Genomic DNA, 14,375 nt, shown 5'->3' with positions numbered 1-14,375 from the left:
CTTGATGATTTACAGTGTAAAAATCGTGACGGGGGGTACTCTATTGTGGTTAACCACATACCCGGCTTGTTGTTGATCTAAAACAACATAATTGACAGGGATAATTGAGTGGGACGCAACGTAGCAAAATGTCTGACGGTGCTGGTGTCGCTATGGATGCTAAGCGGTGTGGTCAGGGCCCAGACATGGAACATTGGCGTTTTGGCGATGCGTGGGGAGGTCTCCACACGTAATCACTGGCAGCCGCTGGAAACCCTGTTGAATCAGCAAATTCCCGGCGAACAGTTTCATATTCAACCGCTGGACCTGCGGCAGATGCAGGAGGCGGTGAATCGTGGAACGGTACAATTTGTGGTCACGAATCCGGCGCAATTTGTTCAACTAAACAGCCGCGCTGCGCTACGCTGGCTGGCGTCACTCCGTTCTACTCGCGGGGGGAAAGCCACCAGTAATGTGATTGGCAGCGCGATCCTCGTCAGGCGCGATAGCGGGATAACCTCCGCACACGATCTGATCGGCAAAACGGTGGGTGCCATTGATGCTCAGGCATTTGGCGGCTATTTGCTGGGATATAAAGCGCTCAGCGATGCCGGCCTGCGCCCGGAGCGCGATTTGCGCCTGACGTTTACCGGATTTCCCGCCGATGCCTTACTCTATTTATTACGCGAAAAAGCCGTGCAGGCGGTGATTGTGCCGGTGTGCCTGCTGGAAAAAATGGACGAAGAAGGGCTTATTCGTAAAACAGATTTTACGGCGGTGCTTAACCATCCGACGTCGATTCCCTGTTTAACCAGTACGCCGCTCTATCCTGACTGGTCATTTGCGGCACTGCCTGCGGTAAGCGACGAGCTGGCCGATCGCGTCACGCGGGCCCTGTTCAATGCGCCGCAGAACGCGACGTTTCGCTGGGGGGCGCCCGCCTCGACCCGCGAAGTGGAAGCGTTGCTGCGCGATGTCCGCCAGCATCCGCAGCAGCGCCAGCTGTGGCTGGATGTCAAAAGCTGGTTTATTCAACATCGGCTGGCGATGGGGGCCGCGGCTCTCGTACTGTTGTTGCTGACGCTCAATTACATCTGGGTGATGCTGCTGGTCCGCCGACGCGGCAGGCAATTGGAGCGAAACAACGTATTGTTGCGCAAACAGGAACAGGAGCTGGAAACCGCTCGCCAAATGAGCGTGCTTGGCGAGATGACGTCGGGTTTTGCCCACGAGCTCAATCAGCCGCTATCGGCTATCCGTCATTATGCGCAGGGCTGTCTGATCCGCCTGCGTAGTCAGGATCAACAGCATCCGCTGCTGCCCGCGCTGGAGCACATTGATACCCAGGCGCAGCGGGGGGCTGATACGCTGCACAATCTTCGCCAGTGGGTCAGCCAGGCACAGGGCAATCCGGTGATGACCGATGACTGGCAGGTCGTCAACGTTCATGATGCTATCCATCACGTCTGGCAATTATTACGCATGCCACAGCAATTCCCGGCGGTAGCGCTGCAAACGCAGATCGGTAAGGCGTTAACATTAACGTTGCCAAGTGTTCTCCTCGAACAGGTACTGGCCAATGTGGTTCTCAACGCCGCTCAGGCGGGGGCAACCACAGTGTGGTTTAGCGCTCAGCGTGAGGATGGTGATGTGAGTATTCAGGTGCAGGATAACGCCGGAGGTATTGATGAGGTGCAGCTGTACCAGGCTTTTCAACCGTTTATGACCACCCGTAAAGAGGGAATGGGGCTGGGGCTAGCCATTTGCCAGCGGCTGGTGCGCTACGCAAACGGAGACATTGAGATCAAAAATCATCAGGCTCCAGATGACAAAGCGGGCGTGGTAGTGACATTACATTTTAAGCAAAATCCGGAGGGAGGCCGTCGTGGCAATCATTCATCTGCTGGATGACGATATTGCCGTCACCCAGGCTTGCGCGTTTTTACTGGAAAGTCTGGGATATGAGGTGTGTTGCTGGGAGCAAGGCGAAACATTCCTCACCGAGGCAAATCTGCATCAGGTGGGCGTACTTTTGCTGGATATGCGTATGCCTGTACTGGATGGGCATGCTGTGCATGAAGCCATGCGCCAGCGTGAGAGTACGCTGGCGGTGGTATTTCTCACCGGGCATGGCGATGTGCCGATGGCGGTTGAGCAAATGAAACGCGGTGCGGTCGATTTTTTGCAAAAGCCGGTTTCCGCCGCGCCTCTGCAAGCGGCGTTAGAGCATGCAGTGCAGATTTCTCACGCCGCCTTTTCGCGACAAGAGATCGTGGTTTGCTATCAGCAGCTTACGCCAAAGGAGCGAGAACTGGCGCAACTGGTAGCAAAAGGGTTAATGAATCGGGAAATTGCTGATGCTATGAATATTGCCGTGCGCACGGTTGAGGTTCATCGGGCCCGGGTGATGGAAAAAATGCAGGCGGGGAGTCTTGCTGAACTGGTTAATCGACTGCAGAGGATTCAGTAAATTTATGACATTTATTTGATTTTCATTGAATTTTGTCTAATCCGTCAGACTGATATATGCTGTTGGTTTGAGTTAATGACGAGCGGGAAAAAATGGGAAATCAGACCAAAGACGATGAGTTGTACCGTGAAATGTGCAGAGTAGTCGGTAAAGTAGTGCTGGAAATGCGCGATCTGGGACAAGAGCCTAAGCATATCGTCATTGCGGGAGTACTGAGAACCACCCTCGCCAACCAGCGCGTGAAGCGCAGCGAGTTAGAAAAACAGGCTATTGAGACCGTAATTAAAGCATTAGCCGGTTAATCCACAAAAAGAGGATGGTGGTCTCGTTCGCCGTCCTTTTATTCTCGTCACGTTAATTTATCAATATATATAATTTAGTGCTGCAATTAGAGGCGTAATCTTCGCTGTATATTAAGTTATATTCCGAGTGATATATTAAAATATATATGCGAGTAGAGTCACAAATATTTGCAAAGCATGTGAAATATTATTTCAACTTATCTTAATGATAATAAATCTCACTCCACATTAATTATTTCCCTTCCGTTTTTTAATTGATGACGATCAAAACTATGAGCGCTGAATAACCACATTATCTTTACGCCTAACCCTAAAGGATTAGATTCATTCAGTTTAACCACCGTCATTTTACGCGATCAGGTTAGGGCAAAAATTTACGTGTTGTTGGCAACATTAACCGCCCGAAATGGCTTGAGCTGCACGGGTTTAATTTAGCCTGGAGGTGTTGCTAACACAGCGTTTGCGAAGAGGATGCGAAATAAATGAATCAGGTTGATCGTCAATTTTTAGATTGTGGTTTAACGCGGCTTGAATTTCTGCGGATATCAGGAAAAGGTTTGGCGGGATTAACCATCGCCCCTGCACTGTTATCACTTTTTGGTTGTAAGCAGGAAGATATCGACAGCGGTACCGTGGGGCTTATCAATACGCCGAAAGGGGTGCTGGTGACCCAGCGAGCGCGCTGTACTGGCTGCCACCGCTGTGAAATTTCCTGTACCAATTATAACGATGGTGCCGTGGGGACTTTCTTTTCCCGTATAAAAATCCATCGCAACTTCTTCTTTGGCGATGATGGCGTCGGGTCCGGTGGCGGACTGTATGGCGATTTAAACTATACCGCTGATACCTGTCGTCAGTGCAAAGATCCGCAATGCATGAAGGTCTGCCCCATTGGCGCTATTACCTGGAAACAGGAAGACGGCTGTATTGCGGTGGATCATAAACGTTGTATTGGCTGCAGTGCTTGTACCACCGCCTGCCCGTGGATGATGGCGACCGTGAATACCGAAACAAAAAAATCCTCAAAATGTGTGTTATGTGGGGAGTGCGCCAATGCTTGTCCGACTGGGGCATTAAAAATTATCGAGTGGAAAGATATTACTGTTTGATAGATAGCAGGTATGCCTGATACGCGCCATTAATTGCCAAAAATATCGCAGTTTTGCAAAAAAACTGCCTGAAGGATGGCGGGTATATCTATTAAACCTTCTTGCAAAGGAAAACATGATGGCTAATGGTTGGACAGGTAATATTTTACGGGTCAATCTCACCACGGGGAATATCACCCTTGAAGATTCCAGTAAATTTAAAAAATTTGTCGGCGGGATGGGCTTTGGTTATAAAATTATGTACGACGAAGTTCCGCCAGGCACCATGCCTTTCGATGAAGGGAATAAACTGGTTTTCGCCACCGGGCCATTAACGGGCTCTGGTGCCCCTTGTAGCTCCCGCGTCAATATCACCTCCTTATCGACTTTTACCAAAGGCAATTTAGTGGTGGATGCTCATATGGGCGGCTTCTTTGCTGCGCAAATGAAATTCGCCGGTTACGACGCCATTATTATCGAAGGCAAGTCCGCGACGCCTGTCTGGATCAACATTAAAGACGAAAAGGTCAGCATCGAAAAAGCCGATTTCCTGTGGGGTAAGGGAACGCGCGCCACAACCGAAGAGATTTGCCGCATTACCAGCCCGGAAACCTGCGTCGCCGCTATTGGTCAGGCGGGTGAAAATCTGGTGCCGCTCTCCTGCATGATCAACAGTCGCAACCACAGCGGAGGCGCAGGTACTGGCGCGGTAATGGGGTCGAAAAACCTGAAGGCTATTGCGGTAGAAGGGACCAAAGGGGTCAATATTGCCGATCGTAAAGAGATGAAGCGGCTCAATGATTACATGATGACCGAGCTCATCGGTGCCAACAACAACCACGTTGTGCCAAGCACCCCGCAGGCCTGGGCAGAATACTCTTCGCCAAACTCGCGCTGGACGGCCCGTAAGGGACTGTTCTGGGGCGCGGCAGAAGGGGGACCAATCGAAACCGGGGAAATCCCGCCGGGTAACCAGAATACCGTGGGTTTCCGTACCTATAAATCCGTGTTCGATCTGGGGCCAGCCGCTGAGAAATACACGGTCAAAATGAGCGGCTGCCATTCATGCCCCATTCGCTGTATGTCGCAGCTCAATGTCCCGCGGGTGAAAGATTTTGGCGTGCCAAGTACCGGCGGTAACACCTGCGTGGCGAACTTTGTCCACACCACCATTTTCCCCAATGGCCCGAAAGATTTCGACGATAAAGACGATGGGCGCGTGGTGGGAAATCTGATTGGTCTGAACCTGTTTGATGATTATGGCATCTGGTGTAACTACGGGCAGTTGCACCGTGATTTTACTTACTGCTATTCGAAAGGCGTCTTTAAGCGCGTACTGCCAGCTGAAGAGTATGCGGAGATCCGCTGGGATCAGCTGGAAGCGGGCGATCCTCATTTTATTAAGGATTTTTACTACCGGTTGGCGCATCGCGTGGGGGAACTCAGCCATCTTGCGGACGGATCGTATGCCATTGCTGAACGCTGGGATTTGGGCGAAGAGTACTGGGGTTATGCCAAAAATAAACTGTGGTCGCCGTTTGGTTTCCCTGTCCACCATGCAAACGAGGCCTCTGCACAGGTGGGGGCTATCACCAACTGTATGTTTAACCGTGACTGTATGGCGCACACCCATATCAACTTCATCGGTTCCGGTTTACCGCTGAAATTACAGCGCGAAGTGGCGGGCGAGCTATTTGGTTCGCAGGATGCATACGACGAAACCAAAAACTACACCCCGATCAATGCCGCCAAGATCAAATACGCCAAATGGACGCTGCTGAAAGTCTGCCTGCATAACGCGGTTACGCTGTGCAACTGGGTGTGGCCGATGACGGTTTCACCACTCAAGAGCCGTAACTATCGCGGAGATTTGGATCTGGAAGCAAAATTCTTCCAGGCGGTCACCGGCGATGAAACCACGCAGGAGAGTCTGGACCTGGCCGCTGAACGCATCTTTACCCTGCACCGTGCCTATACGGTCAAATTGATGCAAACCAAAGATATGCGCAATGAGCACGATCTCATCTGCTCCTGGGTGTTTGATAAAGATCCGAAGATCCCGGTCTTCACTGAAGGGACCGACAAGATGGACCGGGAAGATATGCGTCAGTCGCTGACGATGTTCTATCAGGAAATGGGCTGGGATCCAGAGCTGGGTTGCCCAACGCGTGAAACCCTGAACCGACTCGGACTTGAAGATGTAGCCGCTGATTTGGCTGCACAAGATCTGTTGCCGGCGTAAGGAATGCGAGATGACTAACGTGAGCGACGTTCTGACCCCCGTTGAGGCGTTTCCTGACGAAGTGGATAGCCGAAAGAGACAGTGGCTGCAGGCGTTTCACCCGCCTGTAGAACAGATGAATGCGCCCCAGGTTCAGGAACCAGCCAGCCCGGAGTTGATTGTGGCAGATTTTATCCGTCAGCATTCAGCATCGGGGCAACTGGTGGCGCGCAGTGTCTTTTTGCTGCCGCCTTATTCGGTTCCTGAAACCGATCTTTCCGCGCTGCTGGATGTGCTGGGCCAGGACGCGAATGGTGCGGATATCACCTGTGTGCAGGGTGCGGAAGAAGCATATTTCTATTCGACGCAAACCATGACGGCAAATTACGCCGACATGTGTGTGCAGGTGGTGGAAAACGACATCTGCCGTGCGATTGCCGAGGCGGTACGCTTCGACTGTCGAACGTATCCTCGCCCTTATAAGGTCGCCATGTTGACGCAACCGCCGTATCGCTTTGAGTCTCAACAGATTGCCGCTGCGCTCACGGCCATGGAAACGCATCCCGATTATGCAGATATACGGACTGTGGAATCGTCAAATGCGGAGCCTTATTTGTTCAGCGAACGTTTTATGAGTTATGGCAAAGCGTACGGCCTGTGCGAATGGCTTGAGGTTGAGCAGTATCAGAACCCCTGAATTATTCAGGTTGATGTCATGGAACGTGTGGACGACCACTGTCACAGTATTAGAGGATAACCCGATGTCCTTCACCCGACGAAAATTTGTCATTGGCATGGGGACGGTGATTTTTTTCACTGGCCCAGGTCAAAATCTGTTAGCGAGTACCAGGAGTTCTAAAGACGTACATTACGTCATGATTCACGATGAATCACTGTGTAACGGATGTAATATCTGCGCCCGCGCATGCAGGAAAACCAACCATGTTCCTGCGCAGGGTAGCCGTTTGTCGATAGCTCATATTCCGGTTTCGGACAACGACAACGAAACGCTGTATCACTACTTCCGTCAGTCCTGCCAGCACTGTGATGATGCTCCCTGTATTGAGGTGTGTCCGACCGGCGCCTCATGGCGAGATGACAACGGCATTGTGCGGGTAGACACGTCTTCCTGTATCGGCTGCAGTTACTGTATTGGCGCGTGTCCTTATCAGGTGCGCTATCTCAACCCGCAGACCAAAGTGGCGGATAAATGCGACTTCTGCGCTGAATCTCGTCTGGCGAAAGGTTTCCCGCCGATCTGTGTTAACGCCTGCCCGGAACATGCGCTGATTTTTGGTCGCGAAGATAGCCCGGAAATTCAGACCTGGTTGAGAGAAAATAAGTATTACGAGCATCAACTTGCAGGCGCCGGGAAACCCCATCTGTATCGTCGGTTCGGTCAACATTTGATTAAAAAGGAAAATGTATGAACGCGTCGCAGAATGCCGAACAGTTTCACGCCCAGCTTGCGCAGTATGTTCCCCTGTTTTCACCGGACTACTGGCCTGTGTGGTTGGTCATCGCCGGGTTAATGCTGGTGGGGATGTGGCTGGTGCTGGCGCTACACGCCATGCTGCGCTTTCGGGCCGCGCATAAAGTGTCGGCAGGGCACGGTGAGAAAGTCTATTTATACTCGAAGGCCGTTCGTTTGTGGCACTGGTCGAATGCGCTGCTATTTCTGCTACTTCTGGTCAGTGGCCTGGTCAATCACTTCTCCGCTGTCAGTGCGTCGGTGATGAAAAGCCTGCTTACCGTGCATGAGGTCTGCGGCTTTTTGCTGCTTGCCTGCTGGATTGGCTTTGTCCTGATCAATCTGATTGGCGGCAACGGGCATCACTATATTATTCAACGTCAGGGCTGGATCGGACGAGCGCAAATACAAACGCGTTTTTACCTGTTTGGCATTATGCAGGGCGAGTCACACCCATTCCCGGCATCAAAGCGTTGTAAATTCAACCCGCTACAGCAGGCGGCCTATGTTGGCGTGATGTACGGCTTACTGCCACTGCTGCTGATCTCAGGGTTGTTATCGCTCTATCCGACGGTTGTCGGTGACCTGTTCCCCGGCGTGCGTTACTGGTTGCTCCAGGCGCACTTCGCGCTGGCAATAATCAGTCTGTTTTTCATTTTTGGGCATCTTTATCTCTGCACGACAGGTCGTACGCCGGGCGAAACCTTCAAGTGTATGGTGGATGGCTATCACCGGCATTAAGCGATGATGATTACGCGAAGTGACTTACGGGCCTGGCGCGTTGGGCCCGTAATGTATCGCTGGTTTCTACGCGCGTTTCCAACTGGCGGAAGCTATGCTGATGTCCATCGTGCGCTCCAGCGGGATGGGTATACAGACTGGGCAAATAGCCTGGTGGAATACGGTTGGTCAAAATGGCGGGAAGAGGCGAGTTTTGCCCAGCAGGATATTCGCGCGATGGGGAATATTTCCCGTGTGCAAACGGCGGGGGAAATCAGCCCTCCGCTGGCGAGTGCGGAAGATAATGCCCGATTCAGTTGTGCAGGCGATAACGTTAAAATCACCAGCGCCGGGTATGCCGCACAGATCGCCAGCGCAGGTTACAGCGCACGTATTGGTAGCGTAGGCTATAACGCGCATATCGGCAGTTCAGGCGATCGCGGGCGAATTGCGGTTGCGGGAAATTCGGCACGTATCAGTAGCGTGGGTGACGGGACGCGTATCGCCAGTACCGGCATGCGCGTACGCATCAGTTCGCTCGGCGACAGAAATCGGATTGCTTGCGGTGGTGATTTAACTCAGTTGGCCTGTTTTGGCGCAGAGTCTAAAATCGCCAACTGCGCCGACAACATCCACATTATTGCCAGCGGAGAGAACGCCGTTGTTGCCAGTACCGGTGTTGTCGATTCGATAATACTCGGTCCCGGCGGCTGCGCGGCGCTAGCCTATCACGATGGCGAGAGAATGCGTTTTGCGCTTGCCGTTGAGGGGGAAAATAACATTCGGGCGGGCGTGAAATATCGGCTCAACGAAGACCACCAGTTTGTGGAATGTTGAGCCGTGATCTCATTTTAACGCGAAGCGGCGTTGGGTGATTTTCTCCAGACTCAGGCACAGTAGGTAATAGACCAGTCCCGTAAAAATAAAAATGGCTGCCGGATAGATTTGTACCCGGCTGTTAACCTGACCCGCAACCGTTGTGAGTTCCGGCACGTTAACGATAAACGCCAGCGATGTGTCCTTCAGTAATCCAATAAAAATCCCCGTCAGCGATGGCAGTACGTTACGCAGCACCTGCGGCAATAAGATAAGCCACAGGGCCTGATACGGGCGAAAACCCTGAACCACGGCAGCATCATATTGCCCGCCAGGCAGCGCGCTAATTCCTGCATACACTGAGTGCATGACCGAGGCGGCGGTGAACCATGCCAGCGCCAGCGTCACGGTAACGGCTCCGGGGAGATCGCTTCCGGTCAGCATGGGTAGCAAATACCACATCCAGAAAATCACAAAGATTAGCGGAATGCCGCGAATAAACTCCGCCCAGATAAACAACCCGTTGCGAACCGTGCCAGGAAAACGCCAGGCGCAGCAGGCAAGAACTATCCCACCAGGCAAGGCCAGCAGCGCCGCGCCGAGAGCCATCAACAACGTGAGCAGAACGCCGCCGGGTTGTCCATCCGCCACCCGTCCCCACAGGAGATAATCAAGATTGTCGGTAATGACCGAAATGTTAGCGATCATGCAGTATGCTCCTGACGCTGAAGATACGCGTTTTAACCTTGGACGATTTACCCGATGCAGGCCGTGGGCCAAGACGCGTAAGCAGCATACCCAGAACGATGCCGGTGAACAGATAGAGCGCAGTGCCAACAGCAAAGGCTTCCAGCGCGTGCGCGTTGTAGCTCTCAATTTGCCGCACCTGGTAGGTTAGCTCAGCAAATCCAATACCGCTGGCAAGCGAGGAAAGTTTCATCAGGTTAAGGTATTGCCCAACAATGGGTTGCCAGGCGTTCGCCAGTCCCTGAGGAAGCAGAATGTGACGAAACGTCGCCCAGGATGAAAAACCCTGCGCCACGGCAGCCTCACGTTGTCCGGCAGAAACCGCCTGTAAACCAGAGGCGATCTCCTCGACCAAAAATGCCGAGGTAAATACGCCCAGCCCCCATGCTGAACAGATAAACTCTGGTGTTAACCACCAGACATCGCCTGGCAGAATAGACCAGGGATGCTCTGCATTGATGAAGGTAATGACGTTGCGGGGCAGCCAGTTCCATGCGGCAAAATACCAGAACATCAGTTGCACCAGTAAAGGCGTGTTGCGAAACACCGAAACCCATACACTGACCACCGCTTTGTTGAAGCGATGGCCCGTCAGACGCAGGCCGAGTAGGAAGATGGCAATGAGCGTGGCGAGTACGACACCTGCCAGTGTCACCCAGAGCGTGGTGAGAAAACCGGAAATAATCCATTGCAGAGGTTGCCCGCTCAGCACTCCCTGCCAGTCCATTGCAAGCATTATAGCGATGACTCCTGGTGTAACGGGTCGAGCACTTTTTTCAGGAAACGCTGGGTTCTCGGGTGCTGTGGCCGGGTGAAAAAATCCTCCGGCGCGGCCACTTCAAGAATTTCTCCGCCATCGATGAATACCACGCGATCGGCAATCTCACGGGCAAAATGCATTTCATGGGTCACGACGATCATGGTGATACCGCTGTGGGCCAGGTTTTTCATCACCTGTAATACCTCGCCGATCATTTCCGGATCCAGCGCGGAGGTGGGCTCATCAAACAGAAGGATTTGTGGCGATGAGGCCAGCGCGCGGGCGATGGCCACGCGCTGTTGCTGCCCACCAGACAACTGTGCGGCATAGGCGCTCGCTTTTTCTGCCAGTCCCACCTGATCCAGCAATTCGAGTGCCCGACGCGCGGCTGCCGCCTTGTTCCAGCCGTGAACATATTCCAGCGCCAGCGAGATGTTCTGATGCGCTGTCAGATGCGAATAGAGATTAAATTGCTGAAAAACGAAACCGATACGGCTGCGTAACTGGCGTAATGCAGCCCCGCGCAACTGACTAATTGGTTTGTCATCAATGAAAATCTCGCCACCGCTGAGCGACTCAAGCTGGTTGATAAGGCGTATAAGCGTGGATTTTCCCGAGCCAGAAGGGCCCAGAATAGTCACCACTTCACCGGGTTCAACTGACAGGCTGACGCCGTTAAGTACGGTGTGAGTGTCAAACTGTTTGATGACATTGCGCAGTTCGACGCTTGCCTGGCGCAAATGGTTAAAATCCGCCGCGGAAACTGCACAACGATGAAACAGGGCTGAGAGCATATTACTTCGCTTCTATTTTAAAGGCGCGGGGTTGCGGATTTTTGGTTTCAGGGCCAAACCAGACATCATAAATTTTTGCCGCCTGCCCGGTAGATTCCAGCCTCAAAAGCTCATCATTGACGGCTTTTAACAGCGCTGGCTCACCTTTTTTCACTCCCACGCCGATCTCTTCTTTGCTCAACAGATCAGGCAGAATTTTGAAATCTGCTTTATCCGGCGCACCGCTTAATAGACCGGCCAGAATCGTACTGTCCTGGGTGATGGCCTGAACATTGCCATTGCGTAGCGCGGTCAACGCCAGTGGAATATCGTCGTAGGCCAGCACACGCGACTGCGGGAAGCGCTGATGTAACGCCTGCTCACCGGTAGTGCCTTTCACCGCACCGATTCGCGCTTTGCTGTATGCATCGAGCTGGTCCGGGGATTTGGCCGGTACCAGGAACTGCTGCCCGGTAACAAAATAGGGGACGGAGAAGTCAATGACCTGCGCCCGCTCAGGCGTAATCGTGATATCCGCCACGATTAAATCGGCTTTACCGGATTGTAATAACGGAATGCGGTTTGCCGGATTAGTCGCTACCAGTTCCAGTTTTACGCCGAGGGATTTCGCCAGCGCTTCAGCAAAATCCACGTCATAGCCGACAATCTTATGCGTTTTTGCATCGATGGAGCCAAACGGCGGATTCGCGTCGAATGTCGCAACTTTTACTACACCTGCGGCTTTGATATCGGCCAGTTGGTCAGCCTGAGCCTGCGAGGCGGCAATGCCGGTGGCCAGCAGCACGCCAAGTGCCAGCAATGTTTTTTTAGCGCGGTAAGTTTTCGTTGCCATCATGATGTAAATCCCTGTCGTTTTTGGTTTGTGCTTTTTACGCTCCCATAACTTACGTTCAGGACAAAATAAGAAAAAATTCTTATCTATTTACAAAATGTTATTAGTGAAAGCGGTGTTAACAATGGGTAAACGCGATGGGATATGTAGATAAGAGGAGGGGCATAGTCTGGCGGTAAAAAAAACCGGCATTGCGCCGGTTTGGAAATCAGATTTTACAGGCGTCGCCGCAGTCATTATCAGCAATAATGTCCTGCGCTTTCTTGTCAGCATCTTCCAGACGTTCAGCATTACGCTCTTGCGCTTCTTCCAGTCCATCAAAGACCAGATTATCGAGATCAATTTCCATCATTCACCTGCTCAGGTTCAGCGTTTAACATCACATTATTATATTGCAAAAATGTTGCTTAACAGCAGCGATTCTTGCTACTTAGCGTCGAACTCAATTCGTGGTGCCTGTTTACCCGTCAATTGACCAACAGTTCGCCATTGCTAAAGAACCGTGAAGCGTAAATACCGAAAAATGCTTGTGCCCTCGACTGTTCTACTCCCACCTTTTCATTAACGTGATGCGCGATCATTTTTAACAAATTAGCGACAAAATCACTATACATATAACTTAATATCTTTTATACATTAATTGTTCAACCCTGCGACTATTCCACAAAAGAGAAAGCTATATGGAACAGACACCTGATAAGAAAAACGATAATTTTCAAAAAGATGGCAAAGAACAGTTCAATCGCTCGATCGGTCTTATTTCAAATTTTGCGTTGGGTTTTACCTACCTTTCGCCGCTTACCGCCGTCTATTCGCTGTTTGCACTGGCCGTAACGCTGGCGGGGCCGCCCGCAGTCTGGTGGATTTTAATCGTCGCATGTGGACAACTTTTAGTGGCGTTGGTGTTTGGTGAGGTGGCTTCCCAGTATCCGATAACCGGCGGGCTTTATCCGTGGGCCAGAAGGTTATGGGGCAAGAAATATGCGTGGATCGCTGCCTGGATTTACCTGTGGGCACTGGTGGTCACCATTACGTCAATCGCGGAATATACTTCAACATTTGTTGAGTCGCTCTTCCACTATGGTCAGACGCCAGCCACTATGTTGGCGACTTCCGTCCTGCTGCTGCTTTTGATGATGGCTGTTAATATGTCCGGGACTAAAAATCTGGCTCGGGTCGCAAAAATTGGCTTCTGGTGTGAAATCGTTAGCGTGATTGCGCTGGGAATTTATCTGCTGATATTCCACCGTTCGCAGCCATTCTCCGTAATTTTTGATTCGATGGGCGTGCTGGCGCATGACGGCAGCTATTCCACCGCATTTATGTCTGCCGCGCTGATGGGGCTGTTTATGTTCTTTGGCTTTGAGGCCTGCGGTAACGTTGCGGAAGAGGTACAGAATCCAAGTAAAAAGATCCCGGTTGCGATGATTTTAAGCATCGTATTTGGTGCGATTTCGGCGATTATTTCCGTCATGGGATACCTCCTGGCTTCACCAAATCTGGTCAGTATCGTGAATGGCAAAACGTCTGACCCGATTCCGGCCATCCTTAATGAAGCTCTTGGTGAAACTGGCGCAACTATCTTTATCATCGTCGCGATTGTGGCGATGCTGTCGTGCATTTTGTCTCTGCAGGCTGCGTTAAGCCGTCTTATCTTTTCTTTCTCCCGCGACAGAATGCTGCCGGGAAGTGAGTGGATGTCAAAGATCTCTAAAAATGGCGTTCCGGATAATGCGATGGTTGTTAGCTGTCTGCTGCCAGTCATCATCTGCGTTTGGGTCTATTTCCAGCCAGACAATCTGTCGCGTATTACCGCGTTTGCCGTCATCGGTATTTATATCTCGTTCCAGATGGTTGTGCTTGCCGCACTGCGCCAGCGCCTGAAAGGCTGGAAACCGGCCGGGGAGTGGACCATTGGCGGTTGGGGCGTGATTGTGAACGTGCTGGCGCTAGCCTATGGATTGTGTGGGATCTGGTTGTTGGCGCAACCGGCAGACAGCAGCGATTTTATCGACCGTTGGACGGTACTGTTCGGCCTGGCGATTGTCGTTGGCTCCGGGCTTATCTATATGTTCCTGACCCGACCGTTTGGTCGCTCTGCGGCACCGGAAAACGACGCCATTGCCTACGCTAACAAGCTGAATATGGGGCAGGATAACTAAACACTAAGGGCCT

At 51.9% G+C, this 14,375-nt stretch carries 15 protein-coding genes; 10 read left to right on the top strand and 5 right to left on the bottom strand.

Going from position 1 to position 14,375, the window contains the following annotated elements:
- The first annotated feature begins 156 nt into the window (after positions 1-156).
- The 9 genes from ttrS (at position 157) to ydhT (ending at position 9,088) form a co-directional block, all read left to right on the top strand.
- Positions 157-1,890 (top strand): tetrathionate respiration histidine kinase TtrS, encoded by a 1,734-nt coding sequence (gene ttrS, locus HV243_RS13780; protein WP_223870137.1) that lies wholly within the window; start codon positions 157-159, stop codon positions 1,888-1,890.
- The gene (ttrR, locus tag HV243_RS13775) at positions 1,865-2,449 is read left to right on the top strand and encodes a tetrathionate respiration response regulator TtrR (protein ID WP_016156376.1); all 585 of its coding nucleotides are present in this window, start codon (positions 1,865-1,867) and stop codon (positions 2,447-2,449) included. Before ttrS ends, ttrR begins: the two co-directional genes overlap by 26 nt.
- Before the next feature lie 92 nt (positions 2,450-2,541).
- Positions 2,542-2,751 carry a fumarate hydratase FumD gene (gene fumD, locus HV243_RS13770; protein ID WP_003029345.1) on the top strand — a complete coding sequence of 70 codons (210 nt, stop codon included), beginning with the start codon at positions 2,542-2,544 and terminating at the stop codon, positions 2,749-2,751.
- A gap of 482 nt (positions 2,752-3,233) precedes the next feature.
- A complete protein-coding gene (locus HV243_RS13765) occupies positions 3,234-3,860 on the top strand; it encodes a ferredoxin-like protein (RefSeq protein WP_053389347.1) in 627 nt (208 codons plus the stop codon).
- 118 nt (positions 3,861-3,978) lie between these two features.
- Positions 3,979-6,081 carry an aldehyde ferredoxin oxidoreductase gene (locus HV243_RS13760; protein WP_046274686.1) on the top strand — a complete coding sequence of 701 codons (2,103 nt, stop codon included), beginning with the start codon at positions 3,979-3,981 and terminating at the stop codon, positions 6,079-6,081.
- Between the two features lie 10 nt (positions 6,082-6,091).
- Positions 6,092-6,757 carry a YdhW family putative oxidoreductase system protein gene (locus HV243_RS13755; RefSeq protein ID WP_016156378.1) on the top strand — a complete coding sequence of 222 codons (666 nt, stop codon included), beginning with the start codon at positions 6,092-6,094 and terminating at the stop codon, positions 6,755-6,757.
- 64 nt (positions 6,758-6,821) lie between these two features.
- Complete coding sequence (locus HV243_RS13750) at positions 6,822-7,490, top strand: 4Fe-4S dicluster domain-containing protein (protein WP_016152923.1); 669 nt, start codon at positions 6,822-6,824, stop codon at positions 7,488-7,490.
- On the top strand, positions 7,487-8,272 hold the full coding sequence (gene phsC, locus HV243_RS13745; protein ID WP_053389348.1) for a thiosulfate reductase cytochrome B subunit: 786 nt from the start codon (positions 7,487-7,489) through the stop codon (positions 8,270-8,272). The genes HV243_RS13750 and phsC overlap by 4 nt, the downstream gene beginning before the upstream one ends.
- A gap of 3 nt (positions 8,273-8,275) precedes the next feature.
- Positions 8,276-9,088 (top strand): protein YdhT, encoded by an 813-nt coding sequence (gene ydhT / locus HV243_RS13740; RefSeq protein WP_053389349.1) that lies wholly within the window; start codon positions 8,276-8,278, stop codon positions 9,086-9,088.
- Positions 9,089-9,097: 9 nt separating this feature from the next.
- Here ydhT and HV243_RS13735 read toward each other — a convergent pair whose 3' ends face one another.
- The 5 genes from HV243_RS13735 to HV243_RS13715 form a co-directional block, all read right to left on the bottom strand.
- Positions 9,098-9,775, bottom strand: coding sequence for an ABC transporter permease subunit (locus tag HV243_RS13735; protein WP_019076692.1), 678 nt, complete (start codon positions 9,773-9,775; stop codon positions 9,098-9,100).
- Positions 9,765-10,550, bottom strand: coding sequence for an amino acid ABC transporter permease (locus HV243_RS13730; protein ID WP_016152927.1), 786 nt, complete (start codon positions 10,548-10,550; stop codon positions 9,765-9,767). The genes HV243_RS13735 and HV243_RS13730 overlap by 11 nt, the downstream gene beginning before the upstream one ends.
- Positions 10,550-11,368, bottom strand: coding sequence for an amino acid ABC transporter ATP-binding protein (locus HV243_RS13725; RefSeq protein ID WP_016156382.1), 819 nt, complete (start codon positions 11,366-11,368; stop codon positions 10,550-10,552). Before HV243_RS13725 ends, HV243_RS13730 begins: the two co-directional genes overlap by 1 nt.
- 1 nt (position 11,369) lies before the next feature.
- Positions 11,370-12,203, bottom strand: a complete 834-nt coding sequence (locus HV243_RS13720; RefSeq protein ID WP_016156383.1) for an ABC transporter substrate-binding protein — start codon at positions 12,201-12,203, stop codon at positions 11,370-11,372.
- A gap of 205 nt (positions 12,204-12,408) precedes the next feature.
- Positions 12,409-12,549 (bottom strand): hypothetical protein, encoded by a 141-nt coding sequence (locus HV243_RS13715; protein ID WP_016152930.1) that lies wholly within the window; start codon positions 12,547-12,549, stop codon positions 12,409-12,411.
- Between the two features lie 331 nt (positions 12,550-12,880).
- Between HV243_RS13715 and HV243_RS13710 the strand changes: the two genes are divergently transcribed.
- The gene (locus tag HV243_RS13710; protein ID WP_016152931.1) at positions 12,881-14,362 is read left to right on the top strand and encodes an APC family permease; all 1,482 of its coding nucleotides are present in this window, start codon (positions 12,881-12,883) and stop codon (positions 14,360-14,362) included.
- Positions 14,363-14,375: the final 13 nt, after the last annotated feature.

The organism is Citrobacter sp. RHBSTW-00599, from assembly GCF_013784065.1.
GTDB classification, from domain to species: domain Bacteria; phylum Pseudomonadota; class Gammaproteobacteria; order Enterobacterales; family Enterobacteriaceae; genus Citrobacter; species Citrobacter braakii.
This window is presented reverse-complemented; position numbering and strand designations above follow the sequence as displayed.

Coding starts and splice junctions, on each gene's coding strand:
- HV243_RS13735 (WP_019076692.1), bottom strand. CDS start 9,775: ATGATCGCTAACATTTCGGTCATTACCGACAATCTTGATTATCTCCTG.
- HV243_RS13710 (WP_016152931.1), top strand. CDS start 12,881: ATGGAACAGACACCTGATAAGAAAAACGATAATTTTCAAAAAGATGGC.
- HV243_RS13715 (WP_016152930.1), bottom strand. CDS start 12,549: ATGGAAATTGATCTCGATAATCTGGTCTTTGATGGACTGGAAGAAGCG.
- HV243_RS13755 (WP_016156378.1), top strand. CDS start 6,092: ATGACTAACGTGAGCGACGTTCTGACCCCCGTTGAGGCGTTTCCTGAC.
- HV243_RS13720 (WP_016156383.1), bottom strand. CDS start 12,203: ATGATGGCAACGAAAACTTACCGCGCTAAAAAAACATTGCTGGCACTT.
- ttrS (WP_223870137.1), top strand. CDS start 157: ATGCTAAGCGGTGTGGTCAGGGCCCAGACATGGAACATTGGCGTTTTG.
- HV243_RS13725 (WP_016156382.1), bottom strand. CDS start 11,368: ATGCTCTCAGCCCTGTTTCATCGTTGTGCAGTTTCCGCGGCGGATTTT.
- phsC (WP_053389348.1), top strand. CDS start 7,487: ATGAACGCGTCGCAGAATGCCGAACAGTTTCACGCCCAGCTTGCGCAG.
- HV243_RS13730 (WP_016152927.1), bottom strand. CDS start 10,550: ATGCTTGCAATGGACTGGCAGGGAGTGCTGAGCGGGCAACCTCTGCAA.
- HV243_RS13750 (WP_016152923.1), top strand. CDS start 6,822: ATGTCCTTCACCCGACGAAAATTTGTCATTGGCATGGGGACGGTGATT.
- fumD (WP_003029345.1), top strand. CDS start 2,542: ATGGGAAATCAGACCAAAGACGATGAGTTGTACCGTGAAATGTGCAGA.
- ydhT (WP_053389349.1), top strand. CDS start 8,276: ATGATGATTACGCGAAGTGACTTACGGGCCTGGCGCGTTGGGCCCGTA.
- HV243_RS13765 (WP_053389347.1), top strand. CDS start 3,234: ATGAATCAGGTTGATCGTCAATTTTTAGATTGTGGTTTAACGCGGCTT.
- HV243_RS13760 (WP_046274686.1), top strand. CDS start 3,979: ATGGCTAATGGTTGGACAGGTAATATTTTACGGGTCAATCTCACCACG.